Origin of the sequence: Streptococcus mitis, from assembly GCF_047464945.1 — a bacterium.
Lineage (GTDB): Bacteria > Bacillota > Bacilli > Lactobacillales > Streptococcaceae > Streptococcus > Streptococcus mitis_EA.
The window spans coordinates 83809-106754 of sequence record NZ_JASHAX010000005.1; the positions used below are offsets into that span (position 1 = coordinate 83809).

General features: G+C 40.7%; 8 protein-coding genes and 1 pseudogene. 8 read left to right on the forward strand and 1 reads right to left on the reverse strand.

Annotation, left to right across the window (positions count from 1 at the left end; all coding sequences use genetic code 11):
• Positions 1-99 precede the first annotated feature (99 nt).
• The gene (locus QM424_RS07220; protein ID WP_101786290.1) at positions 100-957 is read right to left on the reverse strand and encodes a 5'-nucleotidase, lipoprotein e(P4) family; all 858 of its coding nucleotides are present in this window, start codon (positions 955-957) and stop codon (positions 100-102) included.
• Positions 958-1214: 257 nt separating this feature from the next.
• On the opposite strand from QM424_RS07220, the gene QM424_RS07225 reads away from it, so the two are divergent.
• The 8 genes and pseudogenes from QM424_RS07225 to QM424_RS07260 all read left to right on the forward strand — a co-directional run.
• The gene (locus tag QM424_RS07225; RefSeq protein WP_004235732.1) at positions 1215-2099 is read left to right on the forward strand and encodes an SPFH domain-containing protein; all 885 of its coding nucleotides are present in this window, start codon (positions 1215-1217) and stop codon (positions 2097-2099) included.
• Between the two features lie 308 nt (positions 2100-2407).
• Positions 2408-6874 (forward strand): ZmpA/ZmpB/ZmpC family metallo-endopeptidase, encoded by a 4467-nt coding sequence (locus QM424_RS07230; RefSeq protein ID WP_414393931.1) that lies wholly within the window; start codon positions 2408-2410, stop codon positions 6872-6874.
• Positions 6875-7265: 391 nt separating this feature from the next.
• The gene (locus QM424_RS07235) at positions 7266-11054 is read left to right on the forward strand and encodes a glycoside hydrolase family 2 TIM barrel-domain containing protein (RefSeq protein WP_414393934.1); all 3789 of its coding nucleotides are present in this window, start codon (positions 7266-7268) and stop codon (positions 11052-11054) included.
• Between the two features lies 1 nt (position 11055).
• Positions 11056-12744, forward strand: a complete 1689-nt coding sequence (locus QM424_RS07240) for an alpha-L-fucosidase (RefSeq protein WP_414393936.1) — start codon at positions 11056-11058, stop codon at positions 12742-12744.
• A 99-nt stretch (positions 12745-12843) separates the two neighbouring features.
• Entirely contained in the window at positions 12844-13791 is a 948-nt protein-coding gene (locus QM424_RS07245; RefSeq protein ID WP_414393938.1) for an Rpn family recombination-promoting nuclease/putative transposase, read from the forward strand.
• A gap of 192 nt (positions 13792-13983) precedes the next feature.
• The gene (locus tag QM424_RS07250; RefSeq protein WP_414393940.1) at positions 13984-14970 is read left to right on the forward strand and encodes an Rpn family recombination-promoting nuclease/putative transposase; all 987 of its coding nucleotides are present in this window, start codon (positions 13984-13986) and stop codon (positions 14968-14970) included.
• A 6-nt stretch (positions 14971-14976) separates the two neighbouring features.
• Positions 14977-15381 (forward strand): annotated as a pseudogene (locus tag QM424_RS07255) (Rpn family recombination-promoting nuclease/putative transposase); the annotation flags it as partial.
• 416 nt (positions 15382-15797) lie between these two features.
• Positions 15798-22946: DUF1542 domain-containing protein (locus QM424_RS07260; protein WP_414393942.1), on the forward strand; the 7149-nt coding region annotated here is incomplete at its 3' end.

Below are 22946 nucleotides of genomic sequence, written 5' to 3' on the forward strand. Positions count from 1 at the left end.
AAGTGGATAGGAAAGTTTTCTGATTATCAGAATTCCCTCCTATCCACTTTTTGAAGATTGTAAGTTAGCCTAATTTTATGTAGAATCAGCTTATTTGTTTTATTTATCAAAACCTTGCAAGGCTTTTTGTCGTTCTTCTACTTGACCTTTAGCATCTAGTTTGTTACCACCGTATACAGCTGATTCCCATGATCCGTACATTGGATTTGGGAAGATGATGAATTTTTCACCGAATTCTTTTTGCAATTCTTCAAGTTGTTTATTACGGTCAGATTCAGAAGTCTTAGAAAAATCTGCAAAGTCTACGAGGTTATCACCAAATAATAAGATAAGATTTGTTTTTTCTTGAACTTTTTGGCGACGACCTTCTTTGGATTTTACACCACTTTCTAAGAACATGAGATGATCACGTCCTTGAACAGGAATTCCTTCACTTTCAAGATTTTTAATAGTAGCATCTACTTGATTAGCTGAGCGGTCAGAAATATAGTAGATTTGGACACCGTTTTGATCAGCAAACTGAAGAAAATCCTTGGCACCTGGGACGGCTTTTGCTGCAGCTTTTTGAACCCAAACATCCCAATTTTCGGGTGTGAATGCTGTACCATCTTTGACATTTTGTACTTGATAAGGGCTATTATCTAGGACAGTTTCATCCAAGTCTAAAACGATAGAGTAAGGTTTGTCTGATTCTGTTTTGAGCAATTCCTTTAGGTGATTTGTTGCAACGTTATAACCCTGTATGTATAAAGCTTTAGTTTCAGCTGATTTTTGATACCAAAGAGTTGACATAGTGTTTTCTCTTGACCGTAGTTGGTCATATGTCAATGTAATCTGATTATCAGATGAGCTATTATTGTTTGTCTGTGTTTCTGTAGACTTTGTTGCACAACTAGCCAATAAGACGACAGAAGCAAGTGTAGAAAGGATTGTAACAGTAGTTTTTGCTGTTTTCATGAAATATCTCCTATTCATTCATTTCAATAAATAGTATAGCACGAGAGAAAAGTTAAGGCAAGTTATTCCCTGACTATTGATGTAGATTTTATAGAAGTTAATGTAATGAAAAAAGCGATTACTAACTTGAAATGTAGTTTCACCTCTAATTATTGACATTTCAGGAAAAATCGCAGTAAAAATTACACAGCCTTCTTTAAATGTGCTATAATACAGGAAAAATAATAATGGAGGTCACGATAATGGCAACATTTTTGATGATTTTTGTGGTGGTTTGTGTGCTCCTATTGGTGATAGTCACACTGAGTACAGTTTATGTGGTTCGTCAGCAGTCGGTGGCGATTATTGAACGCTTTGGGAAATACCAAAAGGTTGCTAATAGTGGTATTCATATTCGATTGCCTTTTGGAATTGACTCGATTGCAGCTCGGATTCAGTTGCGCTTGTTGCAAAGCGATATTGTAGTTGAGACTAAGACTAAGGATAATGTGTTCGTTATGATGAACGTGGCGACCCAGTACCGTGTCAATGAGCAGAGCGTAACAGATGCCTACTATAAACTCATGCGTCCAGAATCTCAGATTAAATCTTATATCGAAGATGCCCTTCGCTCTTCCGTTCCCAAATTAACCTTGGACGAACTGTTTGAGAAAAAAGATGAGATTGCCCTTGAGGTTCAACACCAAGTGGCGGAAGAAATGACAACCTACGGCTACATTATCGTGAAAACCTTGATTACCAAGGTCGAACCTGATGCAGAAGTTAAGCAATCCATGAATGAAATCAATGCGGCGCAACGCAAGCGGGTCGCAGCGCAAGAATTGGCGGAAGCCGATAAGATTAAAATTGTCACTGCAGCTGAAGCCGAAGCAGAAAAGGATCGCCTTCATGGTGTGGGGATTGCCCAACAACGTAAGGCGATTGTGGATGGGTTGGCAGAGTCTATCACAGAACTCAAGGAAGCAAATGTTGGCATGACAGAAGAACAAATCATGTCCATCCTCTTGACCAACCAGTATTTGGACACCTTGAATACCTTTGCCTCTAAAGGAAACCAAACTATCTTTTTACCAAATACGCCAAATGGTGTAGATGATATCCGTACACAAATCTTGTCAGCCCTTCGCGCTGAGAAGAAATAATAGACTAAAGAGCTTGGCAACAGGCTCTTTTTGCATTGTATTTGTTAAGAAAAGCAAAGAACATTGATATACATTTATACTCAATGAAAATCAAAGAGCAAACTAGGAAGCTAGCCGCAGGCTGTACTTGAGTACGGTAAGGCGACGCTGACGTGGTTTGAATTTGATTTTCGAAGAGTATTAAATAAAAATTATTGTATGTTGTCCCCCTTAATTTGGAATGATAAGGGAATAACTAGAAAGATTTGTGAATACAAACTATTTCTGATATACTAAATATACAGTAATAATGAATGATAGGATATGGGATGAAAGAATTTCAATTTGAGAGAAAGCAGCGTTTTTCTTTGAGGAAATATACAATAGGAGCTTGTTCGGTCTTTCTAGGAACGAGTTTATTTTTTGCTGGTATGGGTGCTCAACCTGCACAGGCTACAGAAACGAGTTCAACACTAATTTCAAGTCATTATTTGGATGAGCAGGATTTATCTGAAAAGCTAAAATCTGAGTTGCAATGGTTTGAAGAAAATAAGATTGAGGTAAAAGAGGGAAAAGAATACTACTTTATCTATCGAAAATTGGCTACAAGATTACCAGAAACAGGTCTGTTTTCTAATGATGGGATGTTTATCTTGGGAGCAGGATTATTATTGCTTTCCTTCACTTTAATCAAGAGAAAAAAGGGAGCGTCTTACTTCCTTGTGACAGCCTTTGCTGTTGGTGGCTTGGGAGCATCCATCTCTGCTTTAGAAAATCTGGTAGAATTGCAACCAGTCCTTGTTAAGAGAGTAGAAGGTCAGTTTTTACCAAGTCCTGAAACAGTTCAAGGATATGAATTTACGGGATATTATTTGGTAAGAGATAGTGCTAGTAAGGAACTTTCTGTTGATAAGGTAGAGTCGCCAGCATTATCTCAAAAGGAGGAAAGTTCAGAACCTCAATCTAAGAAGATTGTACCACAGACTACATCTCATTTTAGCTCGACTAAAGATCTTGTGCAATCTCCTCAACCATCTTACGCAGTTGAGCCTGTTTTAAATCCAACTCCTGAAAAAAGTATGAATATTGAGTCTAAAAAAGTACCAGATGAAGGAATGAAAACTGTTACTGAAGACAAGCCAGAACTGGAAGTTAGGATAGGGGAGATAGAGTTTGAAACTCAATTTCAGTCTGACCCAACTCTGGCTAAGGGAGAAAAAAGAATTTCTATAGAAGGTGCCAAGGGACAAGAACGAATCTTAACAGAAGTAAGGGTTGTCGATGGTGTGGTTACGCGAAATGAAGTAGGGAGAGAAGTGCTTCGTGAACCAGTTGCTCAGGTGATTTTGGTCGGGGCAAAAGAGAAGGAACCTCAAGAAAATGGTATAAGCCTAGCCCCGGAAGTCCAACCACGTCTTCCGTCTTATGAGGGCGGTGTTTCCGGCGAATCCTTGGTGGAACCGTCCCTTCTATCTTATGAAGGCGGTGTTTCCGGTGAGTCCTTGGTAGAACCAGCGCTTCCGTCTTATGAAGGCGGTGTTTCCGGTGAGCCTTCGGTAGAGCCGTCTCTTCCGTCTTATGAGGGCGGTGTTTTCGGCGAGTCCTTGGTGGAACCGTCCCTTCCCTCTTATGAGGGTGGTGTTTCCGGTGAGCCTTCGGTAGAGCCGTCTCTTCCCTCTTATGAAGGTGGTGTTTCTGGTGAACCCTCGGTAGAGCCATCTCTTCCCTCTTATGAGGGTGGCGTTTCCGGTGAACCTGAGATACAGGAGGCTCTCCCAGAATATAAAGAAGACACTCAACTTCCTCAGACAAAAGTAGAGACCAAAGCTGTTCCTTATGAAACAATTTATGAAAAGAATGAAGCGCTAGACCATGGCGTTACAAGAGTAAGAATTCCGGGTGTTGAGGGACAAGAACAAGTTACTACTACCTATACTAAAGATCAAGCAAGTGGAAATATTTCTGAGAGTAAAACTGTCAAAATAGTAGCTAACAAAGTTGATCAAGTTGTAGAAGTTGGAACTAAACCGAGTGTTGAAACTACTGTCCTATCTCATAAAACGATTTACCAAGTGAATCCTGCTTTGGAATTCAGAAAAGAGGAGGTAGCGGTTGCAGGGCGTGATGGTTCGGTGGAAACTAGGACGAGTTATCAATTAGATAAGGCAACAGGTCAGGTGACGGTATCTGACACTACTAGACAAGTAAATCCAGCAGTCTATAAAGTGATTCAAGTTGGTAATATGGAAAAAGTAATACAACCGATTGCTGTTACTGAGGAGCGAAGAGAGGATTCTTCACTTGCTAAAAATATAGAAAAGGTAGCCTCTGAAGGAGAAGTTGGTGAGAATACACTTACCAGAACCTACGCTATCAATGAACAAACTGGTGAATTGGTTAATCCTCAAGAAGTGAGTCAAATAACAAAACCAATGAAACCGAGAGTCGTTTTAGTTGGTAGTCAGGAGGATAAACCACACATCCTTCCAGCAAATAGTGAGAGAGAAGATGCTGTGGATGTGTCTGCTCTGACCACAAGCGTGAGGTCAGTAGACTTCTTACATGACAGTAAACTAAAAGCACAGTTAGAGCCTACCTATGATCCTCGAGATATTATAACAAAGAGAATTGCGCTCAAAAAAACCCACCCAAATATTACTGACCAAGAGGTCAAAGATATGTTGCGCACAGAGTATCTTCAAAAACTGTCAATTCAAGAAAGCTTTGATCAGACGAAGACGCAAGCTGAGTCAAGTTTCAAAAAGATTGCCTCGCATACATTGGGAATTATAGGAGATACCCCTGAAAACCGCAGCAAGGTCAAACAAGAGCTGGAGCAATACAAAGAGCAGATTTTATTGGGACTGTCTTATATCAATCGTTTTTATAATATTCAATTTGGGGACACGAATATTCGTGATATTCTGGCCTTTAATCCAAGTTCATTTGGTAATAAGACAATGACCGCCTTGGATAGTTTGAAAAAATTAGGATCCATGTCTTATGAAGAGATGAAATTGACCAATAGTCCTCAAACATTTACAAAGTATTTATCTACCATTACAGGTAAGGCTAGCTTGAAGGAATTTTTAGACAGCAATCGCCAACTCTTTACGTCAGATGATGCGGATACTTGGCTTAAAAAATCTAGTCAAGCTATGATTGTTGAAAAACCATCTAAGGAAAATCCTTCAGCGCATATCGGTCTGTATAGCAAGTTGACAGCTGGGGAAAAGGATCCTCGTAAACAAGAGGCTAATATGGCTGCTATTTTGGGACTTTTGAATGTGAAAGAACCAAATGTTTACGTGATTAGTAATATGGCGACGATTACTTATGGTAATATTGGTTCCTATATAGATACTTCTCTTGCCCAGTCTAATCCAACTAAGTATCAGACTGAGCTTGCTAGAGTCAAGTCTTTAATTGAAAAGGCGGCTGTACAACAAGCCAACTATGTTGATACTCTTTATCGTATAACAAAACCAGAAAATCGTGATAAGTTGCTGACAAATCGCTTGATTATTGATACGATGAAGAAATATACAAGTAATTCGAATGCACAGATTGATAGCACTTGGTCACCAGCTACTGGTAGTGGAGCTGATAAGGGGGTCGACCAGTTTATGACTCCTATGAATTACTATTCTCCAGTAAGTAAGGTGGGAGCTGAGGCCAATGGATTAGGTGTCCGTTACTTTATAGATAGGGTTTTGGATGATAGAGGTTCAGCGACTTATTCTCATGAAATGACGCACTTACTAGATAGAACGGTCTTGTTTAATAATTACGGTCGTCGAGATGGTACAGGAGCAGAGTTTTATGCGCGTGGTATTTTTGAAAACTCCTATAATCCAGAAAAGGATACTTATTTCAATCTCAACTTTGTATATGATGAGAGTGATAAGAATGGATTTTACAATAGAACACCTGATCGATTTAAAACAGCAGAAGATTTGAAATCTTATATGAAGGGAAGTTTCGATGTCCTTTATACTCTAGATTACCTAGAAGCAGAGGCAAGTAAAGGCTTATCTGTAGAAGACAAGATGAGTTATTTCAAAAAAATAACGCCAATCACTTCAACAGGTTCTAGAACTTGGGTAGATTACCGTAATCCAGCAGTTAAACCGACTCATAAGAGTGAGGAGATTCAAACTCTTACCTTAGAAGATGCCAAAAAATTGACAGATGTTGATAGTTTGATTGACAATCATATCATGGTCAACCGTTATATCATTGCTGGTTTTTCAGATAAAGGTAAGATTGCAGCAAACGGTTACTATACTGTTGATATGTTTGATACCATTTATGGTGTTAGTCAAAATGACTCTGGTATGAGTGGGGACATCACCTTTAGAAAACAAGCCTTTGAATTGATGGCTACTTTGGGCTACTATGAAGGATTTGTTCCTTATGTTTCAAATCAATACAAACAAGTAGCAGAGGCTGAAAACAAGCCTTTATCTGATACTTATATTTTCAATAAAGTTTTGAATGGTAAGAGTTATGCTGAGTTTAAAAAAGCACAAATCAAGGAAAGGGTAGCTAAGATTGATCAATTGAAACCTTTGACAATTCAATATGAAGGTCGGCAAATAAGTCTGACAAGTCAGAAGTTAAGTGAATTGATGCAGAAAGCTGTCCAAGAGGAGTTGAAACAGATTAAGGCAGGCAAAACAACTGCGCGCACCTATACCTTTATCGAAACACCCGTTCAAAAACTGAAAAAAGCGATTTATAAAGCTTATCTCAAAGATTCAGATGACTTTAGACAATCGATTTACAATAGTTAAGACAAAAAAGGAACATCTCTCTGGAATGAACATTCAGAGAGGTGTTTTTTGGTTCTTGTCAGATTTGCTACTCAATGAAAATCAAAAAGTAAACTAGGAAGCAAGCCTCAGGTTGCTCAAAGCACTGCTTTGAGGTAGTAGATAAGACTGACGAAGTCAGTTACATATACCTACGGGAAGGCGACGCTGACGTGGTTTGAAGAGATTTTCGAAGAGTATGACCTTGTTTCTTGAAAATGACAGTTTATATGAACATAGAGTTATTTTCAGACTTTTCCACAAATTATAGAATCTTTTCTGAGGATTTAGGGAGTGATGGAGGAAGTCTTGAAAGCGCTTTTGTTTTGTGCTATAGTCAAGGAAATCGAGTCGTTTAAAGAGGAATGCTTTTATGGGAAGAGAAGAAGTTTTACGAAATTACTGGTTTTTTAGCCAAGAGGTGGGGAAGGAAGAGGCCTTGGCGTCGGATTTTCAGAGGGGAAATTGGCAGGCTATTCAAGTACCGCACGACTGGAGTATTTACAATGATTTTGACCAGTATTCGCCAGCACAAAATGAGGGTGGTCAGTTAAACGGGGGTCAAGCCTGGTATCGAACACAGTTTTACTTGGAAGAAGATGCCAGTCTTGTATCGGTGCGTTTGTTGTTTGACGGGGTTTACATGAATGCCCAAGTCTATATCAACGGGCAAGTGTTGGGCTATTATCCCAGTGGCTATACGCCTTTTTCTTATGATATCACGCCTTATCTAAGAAATGATGGGACAGCCAACCAGCTTGCGGTTTTTGTGGAAAATCAGCAACCTAGCAGTCGTTGGTATTCTGGTAGCGGTATTTACCGAGAAGTAAAATTATTGATTACAGATTCGGTGCATCTGGATTTATATGGGATTAAGATAGAAAGTCCCAAGCTAAAGAAACAAAGAGATGGATGGGTGGAAACTCAGCTTACAAGTAAGGTTTCAAATGATGGCTCTCAGTCTGTGTCGGTGTATTTGGAACAGAGTATCTGGTATGATGGGCAGCAACTGTCAGACTGGCAGGCGACAGATTCTGTAGTGATTGAAGCTGGGGACAAACATCATTTCCAACAAGCAATATCAATTTTTCAACCCTTGCTTTGGGATATTGATCATCCTCACCTTTACCAATTGAAGACTCACCTTTACAAAAATGGCATTTTGGTTGATGAAGAAGAGGAGACCTTTGGTTACCGCTATATGGATTGGCAAGCGGATAAGGGCTTCTTTCTAAATGGTCGCTGGTTGAAGATTCATGGAGTTTGTCTGCACCATGACTATGGAGCGCTGGGAGCTGTGGAAAATAGGTCGGCTGCCGAGAGACGCCTGCGCCAAATGAAGGAAATGGGAGTCAACGCTATCCGAATAACACACAATCCAGCCAGTAGCATCTTGCTAGATGTGGCTGCCAAAATGGGTCTACTCATTCAAGAAGAAGCCTTTGATACTTGGTATGGAGGCAAGAAAGAGTATGACTATGGTCGCTTTTTTGAGGAAGAAGCGACTCATCCAGAAGCGAAAGCAGGCGATTTCTGGTCAGATTATGATTTGCGTACTATGATTGAGCGTGGCAAGAACAATCCATCGATTTTTATGTGGTCCTTGGGAAATGAAGTCAGCGAAGCAAATGGTGATGCTCATTCATTGAAGACTATCAAACGTTTGCTAGGAAGAGTCAAAGAAGTGGATGATAGCCGTTTTGTGACCATGGGAATGGATCAATTCCGCTTTGGAGATGGTTCTGGAGGTCATGAAAAGATTGCTGATTTGCTGGATGTGGTGGGTTTGAATTACTCAGAAGACAATATTGATGGGATTCGCAAAAGACATCCCAAGTGGCGACTTTATGGGTCTGAAACCTCATCGGCTACCCGAACGCGTGACAGCTATTTTCGCCCAGATAAGGAATGGGTTGGGGATAATCGCCGCGTGCGGAATTTTGAACAGTCAGACTACGGCAATGATCGGGTTCCTTGGGGGAAGACGGCGACGGCTTCTTGGATAGCAGATCGAAATCGGCTAGACTATGCAGGTCAGTTTATCTGGACAGGAGTGGACTATATCGGTGAGCCGACTCCTTGGCACAATCAAAATGACACGCCTGTAAAGAGTTCTTATTTTGGGATTGTGGACACAGCAGGGATTCCTAAAAATGACTATTATCTCTATCAAAGTCAGTGGTTGGACCTAGATCAGCAGCCTATGGTTCATATCCTACCTCACTGGAATTGGGAAATCCACAAGAGTTATCAACAAGTTGTGGATAAGTGTGGGGATATCCCTGTTCGAGTGTATTCAAATGCTGGTTCAGTAGAGCTATTTCTTAATGGAAAATCCCAAGGCAGAAAGAATTTTCAGGAAAAATGGACTTCAGATGGTAGAAAATACCAAGAGGGAGCAAGTTCTGAACAACTTTATCTCGAATGGCGCTTGGCTTATCAACCGGGAGAATTGCGTGCTGTGGTCTATGACCATCAAGGTCAGCTTGTGGCAGAAGATAGGGTGGTAACTGCAGGTAAGCCTGCTAAGATTGGGCTTCATGCCGAGAAAATACAACTGGAGCCAGATGGGCAAGACATCCTCTATCTCTATTTTGATGTATTGGACAAGGATGGAAATTGGGTGCCGAGTGCTTCCAATCAGCTTCATTTTAAAATTGAAGGCCCTGCTCGCATTGTGGGTGTTGATAATGGCAGGCAGGCCAGTCGTGAACGTTATCAGGCTCAGAAAAATGGTCGGTTTAAGCGGAAAGCCTTTCATGGCAGAGGTGTCCTCTTAGTTCAGAGCTTGGAGCAGGTAGGTCAAGTAAGAGTAAAGGCCAGTGCCAGAGGGCTAGAGCCGGCAAGTTTTGATCTCTTAGTGGGAGAGGATTTGGCTTGCCAGTCAGTGAAAAATCAGCGCTTATTTGAGATTCGAGTGGACAAGCAGGCAGGATTACAAGAAGGGGATTCCCCAACTATTGGACTTTATCCACAAACTGTGGATAACCCTGTGAACAAGGTGGGGAATAGTGAAGTGATTTGGGAGACGAGTGGTAGTGACCATGCCATTATCAAGCAGGGGGTGCTTCATTGCTTCTCTGCAGGTGACTTGGCTATCCGCGCCATTTATCGAGGGAAGACCTATCAAATGCACCTGCAGGTGGCAGAAAATACCTCGCTAGGTAGGGCAGTTTCTGTAAGACCACTTCGCTTGTATACAAATAAGGGAACTTATCCACAGTTGCCATCTTCAGTTTTGGTGGACTATGAGTCTGGTAGTGCAAAACGAGTCAAGGTTGTTTGGGAGGCAATCTCCGAAGAAGATATAGCAAGCTTTCATGAGTTTATGGTATCTGGTCAGCTGGAAGGGCTGGATTTAAAGGCTTCTGCTCAGGTTTGTGTCCAAGGGATTTGCGCTATTGAGCCTGAAAGGGTCTGGACGCTTGTCAAGGAAGCCCCACACTTACCAGACCGAGTCAAGCTAGTCTTATCAGATGGCAGACGAGATACGGCCAAGGTGACTTGGGATGAACTCGATTCTCAAGTCTATGCTCAGGTAGGAGAAAGTGTGCTCACAGGACAAGTAGTGGGCTGTGAGTTGCCAGCAACAGTCACCATTCATGTGACAGATGTCAGTGTAGATGGGGAAGTTATTTCCAATCAGTGGACAGGATCCAACCTGCCTCTGGTCTTTGCTTCTCACTCAGAGCCTAATCATCCAGCTTTCTACCTCAATGACAAGGTCATTGCTCGGAAGAAATCGACAGCCAATACTTGGATTGCCAAGTCAGAGCAAGCCAGCGTGGGTATTCTGTTTGGAGATGCAGGGATTTTAAAACCGCGATTTGTGGATAACCTGACCTTGTATTATGTTGAAAATCAAGACTATGTGGCGGTAGAGCCGACTTTTATTGATTATTATGTAGGGAATGAGCCTAGCTTACCTCGGACTCCAAATCATTTGGATAAGGTTTCCCTGCTCAAGCAAGAGCAGAATTGGCGACCTGTATCAGCTATCCGAAAAGTGTCAAGCGACAAGGATGAGGAGCTTCGTTTTGAATTTGACAAGGTGGAGACCTATGCCCTTCGTCTTAGATTTGAAAATTTGGCAAGTCCCCTAGCGTTAACAGAATTACAAATACATGCCAAAAAAGTAAAGAAAAATGTAGATAGGAAGTAGTATGGTGAGAGAAATAAAACCTCATGGGCCCTTGCCTAGTCAGGCCCAGCTAGCTTATTTAGAGGATGAACTAGCAGCTTTTATCCATTTTGGTCCCAATACTTTTTATGACCAGGAATGGGGGACAGGTCAGGAGGATCCTGAACGCTTTAATCCGATAAGATTAGATGCGCGTGAGTGGGTTCGAGTGCTCAAGGAAACGGGCTTCAAAAAGTTGATTTTGGTGGTCAAGCACCATGATGGCTTTGTCCTTTATCCGACAGCTCACACAGATTATTCGGTTAAGGCTAGTCCTTGGAGGAATGGAGAGGGGGACTTGCTCCTTGAAGTATCCCAAGCTGCCACAGAGTTTGATATGGATATGGGGGTCTACCTATCACCCTGGGATGCCCACAGTCCTCTCTATCATGTGGAGCGAGAAGCGGACTATAATGCCTATTATCAGGCCCAGCTGAAGGAGATTCTATCAAATCCTGCATATGGGAATGCAGGGAAATTTGCTGAGGTCTGGATGGATGGTGCCAGAGGAGAAGGAGCGCAAAAGGTCAATTATGAATTTGAAAAATGGTTTGAAACCATTCGTGACCTGCAGGGCGATTGCTTGATTTTTTCAACAGAAGGCACCAGTATTCGCTGGATTGGCAATGAACGAGGGTATGCAGGTGATCCCCTGTGGCAAAAGGTGAATCCTGACAAACTAGGAACAGAAGCAGAGCTGGACTATCTTCAGCACGGAGAACCCTCAGGAACGATTTTTTCAATCGGAGAGGCAGATGTTTCCATCCGGTCGGGCTGGTTCTACCATGAGGATCAGGATCCTAAGTCTATCGAGGAATTGGTAGAAATCTACTTTCACTCGATTGGGAGAGGAACTCCACTCCTGCTCAATATTCCACCGAATCAAGATGGGCTATTCGATGCAAAGGATATTGAGCGCCTTTATGAATTTGCTGCTTATCGTGAAGAACTCTATAGAGAAGATTTGGCTCTGGGAGCTGAGGTATCTGGTCCTGCTTTTTCCGCAGACTTTGCTTGTTATCATCTAACAGATGGCCTTGAGACTAACTCTTGGGCAAGCGATGCAGACTTGCCCATCCAGTTAGAACTCGACTTAGGGTCATCTAAAACTTTTGATGTAATTGAGTTAAGAGAAGATTTGAAGCTAGGGCAACGAATCGCTGCTTTTCATGTGCAAGTAGAGGTGAATGGTTTCTGGCAAGAATTCGGCAGGGGCTTTACAGTTGGTCATAAGCGCCTCCTGCGAGGTTCGCTAGTAGAGGCACAGAAGGTGCGCGTGATGATTACCGAGACACAATCTATGCCTGTATTGACCAAGATTGCCCTCTATAAAACTCCGAGGTTATCACAAAAAGTAGCTGTTCAGGGACTAGGATTTGCAGAAAAAAGTCTTGCTGTGACAAAGGGAGAGACTCTTCATTTCAGGATTGAACGTAGCGAAAGTAATACTCCTTTGGAGGCTAAGATTTCGATTCAACCAGGGACAGGTGTCCATGGTGTCGCCTATCAGGACGAAATTCAAGTCCTTCAATTCCAAGCTGGAGAATGCAAAAAAGATTTGTGTTTACCAACCCTGTATTTTGCTGCTGGTAAGACCTTAGATTTCTATCTGAATCTGACTATTGATGGACAGTTGGTTGATCAAGCTCATATTTTAGTTGAAACGAGATAAAAAGCCTCACAATTCATTTCCTTTTCGAATAAATAGATAGAACCATCGAATCTAGCAAAATTAGATTTAAAACTATGGTATAATAGAAGGAGGAAATGGATGATTCTCAGACATCCGGGCATTAGCCCAACAAATGACTTGGTTGCTAAGAAAATCTTTAGCAATCCAGAAATCACTTGTCAATTTATACGCGATATGTTGGACTTGCCAGCAAAAAATGTGACCATTTTGGAGGGGAGCAATATTCACGTCTTGCCTTCCATGCCTTATTCAGCCCAAGATTTCTATACCAGTATAGACGTATTGGCAGAGTTAGACAATGGGACACAAGTAATCATTGAGATTCAGGTACATCATCAGAATTTTTTCATCAATCGCCTGTGGACTTATTTGTGCAGCCAGGTCAATCAAAACCTCGAAAAAATTCGCCAACGTGAAGGTGACACCCACCAGAGTTACAAGTATATCGCTCCTGTTTACGCCATTGCAATTGTGGACAGCAACTACTTCCAAGATGACTTGGCTTTTCACAGCTTTAGTATGCGCGAGGACACGACAGGTGAGGTCTTAACTATCACAAACAATGGACAGGAACACCATCTAGTCAAGATGGCATTCTTGGAACTCAAAAAATACAGAGAAACCAGCAAAGATAAGGTTCGCAAACCGTGGTTGGAGTTTTTTGGGAATAAACCCTTTACTCAGGAACCCGAGCGAGCCATCAGCCAGGCAGACCAACTGCTGGACTACAAGAGCTGGTCCGAGGAGGACAGGAAGATGTTTAGTCAACTACGTATGCGAGAAGAACAAGCCTTGTTAGCGCAGGACTATGCCTTGGAACAAGCTGAAGAAAAAGGGTTAGAACGTGGTCGTGCAGAGGGTATTGAACAAGGCCTAGAGCGCGGGAAAGTTGAAGGAAGGGAAGAGGGAAAACTCTTTGCCTTCTTAGACATGGTTCGCCAACATGCTTTAACTTCCGAATTTGCGAGTGAGCAATTAGGCATGACCGTGGCTGAGTTTGAGGCGTTGTTAGAAAGGCATAAGTAAGAAATCTTTAAACGTTACGCAATCTGAAAATAACTAAAAAAGATAGCTAAATTTCTTGATGTAAAAGAGATTGGCTATCTTTTTTGTTAGGAAAATTTGGACTTTTCCCTTTCCTTTCCGAATAAATAGATAGAACCATCGAATCTAGTAAAATTAGATTTAAAACTGTGGTATAATAAGAGGAGGAAATGGATGATTTTAAGACATCCGGGCATTAGCCCAACCAATGATTTGGTAGCTAAGAAAATCTTTAGCAATCCAGAAATCACTTGTCAATTTATCCGCGATATGCTGGACTTGCCAGCCAAAAATGTGACCATTTTGGAGGGGAGTAACATTCACGTCTTGCCTTCTCTGCCCTATTCAGTACAAGATTTCTATACAAGTATTGATGTCTTGGCGGAGTTGGATAATGGAACCCAAGTTATCATTGAAATTCAAGTTCATCATCAAAATTTTTTCATCAATCGTTTGTGGGCTTATCTATGTAGTCAGGTCAATCAAAACCTAGAAAAAATTCGCCAGCAAGAGGGCAATACTCATCAGAGTTACAAACACATCGCGCCTGTTTACGCTATCGCAATTGTGGATAGTAATTATTTCTCAGATGACCTAGCTTTTCATAGCTTTAGTATGCGAGAGGATACGACAGGTGAGGTCTTAACCATCACAAACAATGGACAGGAACATCATCTAGTCAAGATGGCATTCTTGGAATTAAAAAAATATAGAGAAACCAGCAAAGATAGCATTCGCAAACCATGGTTGGAGTTTTTCGGGAATAAACCCTTTACTCAAGAACCCGAGCGAGCCATCAGCCAAGCAGACCAACTGCTGGACTACAAGAGCTGGTCCGAGGAGGACAGGAAAATGTTTAGTCAACTACGTATGCGCGAAGAACAAGCCTTATTAGCGCATGACTATGCCTTGGAACAAGCGGAGGAAAAGGGCTTAGAACGTGGTCGTGCAGAAGGTATTGAACAAGGTTTAGAGCGTGGACTTGAACGAGGTCGAGCAGAGGGGATTGAACAGGGACTGGAGCGCGGGAAAGTTGAAGGAAGTCTGTCTATGCTACTAAATCTCGTTCGCCAACATCTTTTAACTTCGGAGGTTGCCAGTCAGCAATTAGGTATGACTGTCTCTGAGTTTGAGGAGCTATTGAAAGACCATCATAAATAAGACCTAAAATACAGAGAAACCAGCAAAGACGAGGTTCGCAAGCCGTGGTTGGAGTTTTTCGGGAACAAACCCTTTACCCAGCAACCCGAGCGAGCCATCAGCCAAGCAGACCAACTGCTGGACTACAAGAGCTGGTCTGAGGAGGACAGGAAAATGTTTAGTCAACTACGTATGCGTGAAGAACAGGCATTATTGGCTCATGATTATGCCTTGGAAACTGCTAGGGCAGAAGGGATTGAACAGGGGTTGGAACGTGGTATTGAACAGGGACTGGAGCGTGGGAAAGTCGAAGGAAGGGAAGAAGGGAAACTTTTTGCCTTTCTGGATATGGTCCGTCAAGGTTTTCTGACTTCCGAGGTTGCTAGCCATCAATTGGGAATGACCGTGGCTGAGTTTGAGGCCTTGTTGTAAGTAGAAAACGATGACATGTTACCGAAATGAGGTAGCATGTTTTATTTTTGGTTCATGTGTTTTACGGATAATTTTTTCTTATGCAGTGCAAAAATAGTTTGTTTCACCTATCAAACTTATTTATTTTACTACCAATCCTATATGAATGCGCTATCTTTATGGATGGAATTAAAACAAAAGCAAATTTATTATAAAAACATGTGAATTATTTATTTACAAAAACAAGAAAATATACAAAACTAATTTATCTGAAAATTCCTTACTTTCCCAAAACGCTTTTTTTTTTTGCGAAAATTTTAAATCAAACCATTTGCATATATATTGAAAATAAGATAAAATGTAAATTGTAGATCTCTACATACAGGTGTCATGTGGAAATCAAATTAATTAACCTTACAAAAGGAGAAAAGAAAATAATGGAAAACAAACCATCTATGAGTCGTGTTGAACGTCTGCACCGTGAGAAGGTCACTCGTTACTCGATCCGTAAATATAGTTTTGGGGCGGCTAGTGTAGCTGTCGCTGCTCTTTTCATGTTCTTAGGGAATGGAGCTGTATCTGTTCAAGCGGATCAAATCCAACCTGTCCAACCTGGAGACACAGCTGCTGCGCCAGCAACTCCAACTTTGGACAAGACCCAACTTGAAAGCTACATTTCAGAAATTGAGACAAAACTTTCTAACGGTTCTTACGATAACAAAACGGAAGAAAGTGTTGCAGTATTAAAAGCTGAACTAGAATCTGCAAAAGCTACATTAGCGAACGCAACTACTCAAGCTGAACTAAAAAAAGCTTACAGCAAACTTGTCACTACAGCTAACTCTAAATTAAGAAACAAGCCTGTAGAGAAAAAAGAAACTCCAGCAGTAGATACAACTGAAGGTAAAGAAACTGTAGGTAAGTCAGCTGAAAACACAGAACCAAAAGCTGGTACTAACGCTATCGAAAACACAGGATCTAATGATGCTCGTAGCGGTAAAGAATTAGACAAAAACAATGCTTTCCGTACTGAAACTGATACAGAAAAACCAAAAGTATCAATCGATTATGATGATGCAGCATCTCAGACTATTTGGGTAACTCCAACAGAAGAAACAAATATCACTGGACGTATCAAGATTACAGATAACAGTGGTAAGATTGTTAAAGGTTGGATGCAAAAAATGGGTGGTGGAACCGATACTAATATAGGGTATGGATTAAACAACTCTAATATTGATGGTGAAACAACAGCAACAGCTGACCAACCAGCGACACTTAGCATCACTGGAAAATTGCAAGATCGTCATCCTAATGGGAAACCATGGGTGAATGGTTCGACAGTAGTATCACGTAAAGTTCGTGCCAAAGATGCAAGTAACAATGAAATCGACAACGAAGGTTCATCTGATCCAGCATATCAAGTATTCTTCAAAATTCGTTCACAAAACGTAAAATACACAGAAGCTTTAGCAAATAAAGCTGCAAACTTTGATAAAGTTGCTGTAGCTGATCCAGCACAACTTCAACAACCAGAATTGGATCAAATTAAAGCTAAATTGCAAGAAGGTGCTGATAACAATCTTAACGGTAAGATTGCTACAGTTACTCAATCAGGAGATAAAGTTGTTATTACTTATAACGATGGAACAACAGCTGAACGACCAGTAACTGACTTCGCACGTGTAAACCAAGCACCAACAGCAGAATTTCCATTCTCTAATGCGCAAGCTAAAGAAATTTATGTTTACGGTGCAGAAGAAAACTCATTTGATATTAAAATCAAAGATGATAGCGGAAAAATTTCAAGTGCAACAGTAAGACGAGGTGGTAACAGAGAATTTGATCCAGTTCCGGGTGCAACAAATAAAATTAGTACTCAATATGGATACACAGCGAATACTATTACTACTGAGACGCCAGCAACAGATGCAAATCCAGCGGTAATCACTTACTCAGGTACACCAGCGGCGACAGATGGTTTAAAACAAGATAAGTTAGATGCAGCGACTAGAGGAGAAACCCCAGCAGGTTTAACTTTAGGATGGCGTTTCCTACGAGTTGCAGATGCTGATGGAGGAGAAATTGGAGGAAGCGCAACAGGTGCAGATGATCCAGGTTCTTTCGTTGTTATCCTTAAACCACAAACTCAAAAATACGATGTTACAACACCTGAAAACGAAGCTGCTAAAGTACCAGTAGCTGATGCTAATAATGTAACAGCTGAAGAGTTCGCAAAAATAGTTGGTGCAAACAATGCAAACATCAAACTTCACTATTCTAAAACGAATACAGATGCTAACTTAGTTGGGAAACAAGGTCAAAATGTTGACGATAAAGATGCTAAGATTAAATCTGTTACAAAAGTAGATAACAATATGGTGGTAACGTATAAAGATGGATCTACAGATACATTACCATTAACTAAATTTGCGCTTACAAACCCTGCTCCTGTAGTCAATACAAACGCTAACGCTAGAAATACAGTTCTTTCAACTGATGAGGAATTAACAGGAACAGGTACACCTGGAGCAACCGTTAAAGTGACTGTTAAAGATCCAGAAGGAACAACAGTAATCTCAGAAAAAACAACACAAGTTGGCGCTGATGGAAACTGGAAACTTCCTTTAGATAAAGGATTGAACAGCAATGAAGCCTTACCAGGTGCTAGTGAAGCTGCAAGAGCATTCTATGCTCCTAAAAATAAAGTGGAAGTTACGCAAGTTGTCAATGGAGTATCCAGTGAAGCAACAGCGGTAACAGTATCAGAAGGGCCATCGACTATCCTGCCATCAGCAGCGGCAAAAGACGGTAAGAGCGTTGTAGCAGGAGCTAAAGAAGTTACAGTTACAATTCCGCATGATGCAGGTATTGCATACTTCTGGTATACAAACAAAAATGATAATTCTAAACCACAAATTGATATTAAACGTGAATCTGATGATAACTTTGTGATTTCTGGCAACAATGCTGGAAAAGCGACAGTTAAAAACGTTGTTAAGGGTAACTTCTCTGATACTGTTACACTAACATTAACAGAGCCAGTTAAAGAAGGTGCTAACCTAGAAATCATTCCTCACAACGGACTAGCTACCAAAGGTACATACTTAGGCAGAGCTAGCATTCCAGTAACTAACGAAGCACCGGTAGTATCATCAGCAACAGACTCAGATGTGACGACAGTAAATGCAGGGGGAACTGTAGATCTTTCAACTCTTGCGAAAGTAACAGACCATGAAGATGACCAAAATGCTACATTAGGAACAAAAGGTACACCAACAGTAGTATCTATCAATGGTGATACAAGTAAAACAACTCTTGAAGCAGCAGATTTAGCAACACCAGGAACATATACTGTTAAATATAAAGCAGTAGATAGTCAAGGTAAAGAGTCTGCTGAGTATACACATACTGTTAAAGTAAATCAAGCTCCAACAGTTGAACTTCCATACTCAAACCCAGATAAGAAACAAATCTATGTCTACACTGGTGAGAATACTGACTTAACATTCAAAGCTTCAGATGATGCAGAAGTTAAAGATTTGTACCTACGTGGACCAGGTGGTGTTGGAAATGATAACACTGCAGGTTATGGATTTACAACAGGTAAGATTGATAACGATGTAGTTACAAATGGCGAAGGAAAAGTATCTGACGATAAGAGAACAGCAACTATCAAGATGACAGGTGTTACAACACTTACAGCTCCAAACCAATGGACAAGTTTTGTTGTAGCTAATGACAATGATAATGCAAGCTCATTCCCAACGGATCAGAACTTTGATGCTTCGACTGATGACGCAGTACGTCAACAAAAACCAGGATACGTTCAATTCATTGTTAAATCTCAAACAGACAAGTACGATATCAAGGCGCCAACTGAAAAAGTAGCTGTAACAGATCCAGCTAACGTTACAGAAGCTGATTTAGCTAAAATCAAAGAAAAATTACAACTTGAGCACAATAAAGCTAATGACGATGCGAATATCTCAAAAGATGCTCCAGTTACAGATAAAGATGCTAAGATTAAATCAGTAACAAAAGATGACCAAGGAAATCTTGTAGTAACCTATGCAGATGGTTCAAAAGACACAAGACCATTATCAGAGTTTGTAACTCTAGACAAACAACCTGCTATCGATGCAGTTAATAAAGCAGCTGATAAACAAATCCAAGCTATCAATGATAACGCAGCAGCAACTCAAGAAGAAAAAGATGCAGCAATCGCTAAAGTAAATGCAGATAAAGCTAAAGCTCTTGAAAATATTGCTAACTCTAATGCTACAACTAAACCTGAGTTAGATAAAGTAGAAAAAGCAGGAACTGATGCAATTGCAAAAGATAACCCAGTAGTATCTGCAAAACCAGCAGCTAAGAAAGCAATTGATGATGCGTTAGCAGCTAAAAACAAAGCAATCGATGCTCGTCCAGATTTAACTCCAGAAGAGAAAACTAAAGCTAAAGAAGCAGCAAAAGCAGCAGCTGATAAAGCTAAGGAAGCTGTCGATGCAGCAACAACAGATGCAGAAGTTACTAAAGCTAAAGAAGCTGGAACTAAAGCAGTTGCAGATGTAACTCCAGTAGCCAAAGCGGAAGCTAAGAAAGCAATTGCAAAAGCATTAGAAGATAAAAATAGCGAAATTGATAAGCGTACAGACTTAACTGATGAAGAAAAAACAGCAGCTAAGAATGAAGCAAAAGATAAAGCTGACGCTCAATTAGCTGAAATTGCAAAACAACCTGATGCAGCAGCTACGCCAGAAGCAGCACAAACGGCACAAACAGCAGTAGATGGTGCTAAAGATAAAGGTGTAGCAGATGTTAAAGCTGTAAATCCAGTAGCTAAAGCTAAACCAGAAGCTAAGAAAGCAATTGATGATGCGTTAGCAGCTAAAAACAAAGCAATCGATGCTCGCACAGATTTAACTCCAGAAGAGAAAACTAAAGCGAAAGAAGTAGCAAAAGCGCAAGCAGATGTAGCTAAAGATGCTGTTGATGCAGCAACTACAAATGCAGCAGTTGATAAAGCTAAAGCAGATGGAACTACAGCAGTTGCAAATGTAACTCCAGTAGTTAAAGAAGCGGCTAAAAAAGCAATCGCAGATGAATTAGCAGAAAAAGAAAAAGCAATCGATGCACGTAAAGACTTAACAGATGCAGAGAAAGCAAAAGCTAAGGAAGAAGCACAAGCGAAAGCAAAAGAAGCAACAGACGCTATTAACAAGCAGCCAGATGTAGCAACTACACCAACAGCAGCTAAAACAGCTCAAGATGCAGTAGATGCAGCTAAAGCTAAAGGTGTAGCAGATGTTAAAGCTGTAAACCCAGTAGCGAAAGAAGCAGCTAAGCAAGCAATCGCAGATGAATTGGCTAAGAAAGTTGGAGAAATCGATGCACGTCCTGACTTAACTGACAAAGAAAAAGATGCAGCTAAGAAAGATGCTCAAGCAAAAGCTAAAAAAGCGACAGATGCTATTAACGCACAGCCAGATAACGCAGAAACACCAGAAAAAGCAGCAGAAGCACAAACAGCAGTAGATGGTGCAAAAGATAAAGGTGTAGCAGATGTTAAAGCTGTAAATCCAGTAGCGAAAGAAAAAGCTAAAGAAGAAATCGCAAAAGAGTTAGCTAAGAAAGAAGAAGCAATCGACGGGCGTAAAGACTTAACTGACGAAGAAAAAGCAGCAGCTAAGAAAGATGCGCAAGCGAAAGCAAAAGAAGCAACAGATGCAATCGACGCTCAACCATCTATCGCAGAAACACCAGAAAAAGCAGCAGAAGCTCAAAAAGCAGTAGATGGTGCAAAAGATAAAGGTGTAGCAGATGTTAAAGCTGTAAATCCAGTAGCGGCTAAGAAACCAGAAGCTAAGGAAGCAGTAGATGCAGCTCTTAAAGCTAAAGTAGACGCAATTAACGCACGTGAAGACTTAACTCCAGCAGAAAAAGATGAAGCTAAGAAAGCAGCAGAGAAAGCAGCAGATGACGCTAAGAAAGCAATCGATGCAGCAACAACAGATGCAGCAGTAGATGCAGCGAAAAATGCTGGTACTGGAGAAGTTGCGAAAGTAAATCCAGTAGCGAAAGAAAAAGCTAAAGAAGAAATTGCAAAAGAGTTAGCTAAGAAAGAAGAAGCAATCGACGAGCGTAAAGACTTAACTGACGAAGAAAAAGCAGCAGCTAAGGAAGAAGCTCAAGCTAAAGCGAAAGAAGCAACAGATGCAATCAACGATCAACCAGCTAATGCAGAGACACCAGAAAAAGCAGCAGAAGCTCAAAAAGCAGTAGATGGTGCAAAAGATAAAGGTGTAGCAGATGTTAAAGCTGTAAATCCAGAAGCAGTAACTAAACCAGCAGCCAAGAAAGCAATCGAAGATAAATTAGCAAAACAATTGGAAGACATTGCTAACACTCCAGATGCTACTGATGAAGAGAAGAAAGTTGCAGCAGATGCAGCTAAAGCTCTAGCAGAAGAAGCTAAGGAAGAAATCGATAAAGCTGGAACAGATGCAGAAGTTAAGCAACTTCAAGAAAAAGCTGAAGGTGAAATTGAAAAATCTGTACCAGTTGTAGAAGATAAACCAAATGCTCGTAAAGCAATTGATGAAGAAGCAACAGCTAAGAAAGCAGAAATCGATGCGCGTAACGATCTAACTCCTGAAGCTAAAGCTAAATTAAAAGCTAAAGTAGATAAAGTTGCGGAAAAATCTAAAGCAGCAATTGATGCAGTAAGTAGTGTAGACGATGTTAATACAATAGAAGAAGTTGATAAGGCGGCTATTCAAGCAATTGGAGAAGTAAACAGACCAATTGATAAAGTATTAGTAAAAGATCCAAGTGCATTAACAGATGAAGAAAAAGCTAAAATCTTAGAAGAAGTTAAGAAAGTTAACCCAACAGCTAAAGAAGTTAAATATGATGAAAATGGAAACATCGAAGTAACAACAGAAGCTGGCGATAAAGGAATTATCAATCCGACAAAATTAGTGAAAACTGAGGACCAGTTAGATAACGGTAAAGGTGGAAATGACATTAACAAACCACTTGATAAAGTTATCGTAAAAGATCCATCGAACTTAACTGACGAAGAGAAAGCTAAGATTGTTGCTAAAGTTGAAGAGGTAAATCCAGATGCTATAGTAACGATAGATGAAAATGGAACTGTTTCTGTTTCTACTCCAGAAGGTAAAACTGCAGCAATTCCAGCATCAGAATTAGTAAGAACTAAAGAAGATACTTCTAACCCAGATGCAGGAAATAGTAAAATTGTTAAACCAGCAGACAAAGTAGCCGGTGAAGCAAATGATCCGGATGATCAAGCTAAAGTAGAAGAAAAATTAAGAGAATTAAACCCAGAAACTAAATCTGTTAAATTTGATGAAGATGGTAATGCGACAGTTACACTGAAAGATGGAACTACTGCGACAATCCCATCAGAAGATTTATTCAAATCAGAAGTAGATGCAACTAAACCAAATGCAGGAAACGACATCGTTAAACCAGCAGATAAGACAGTAGTAGCAAATCCAGAAAAACTTACAGACGCTGAGAAGAAAGCGATCGAAGATAAAGTTAAAGCTGTAAATCCA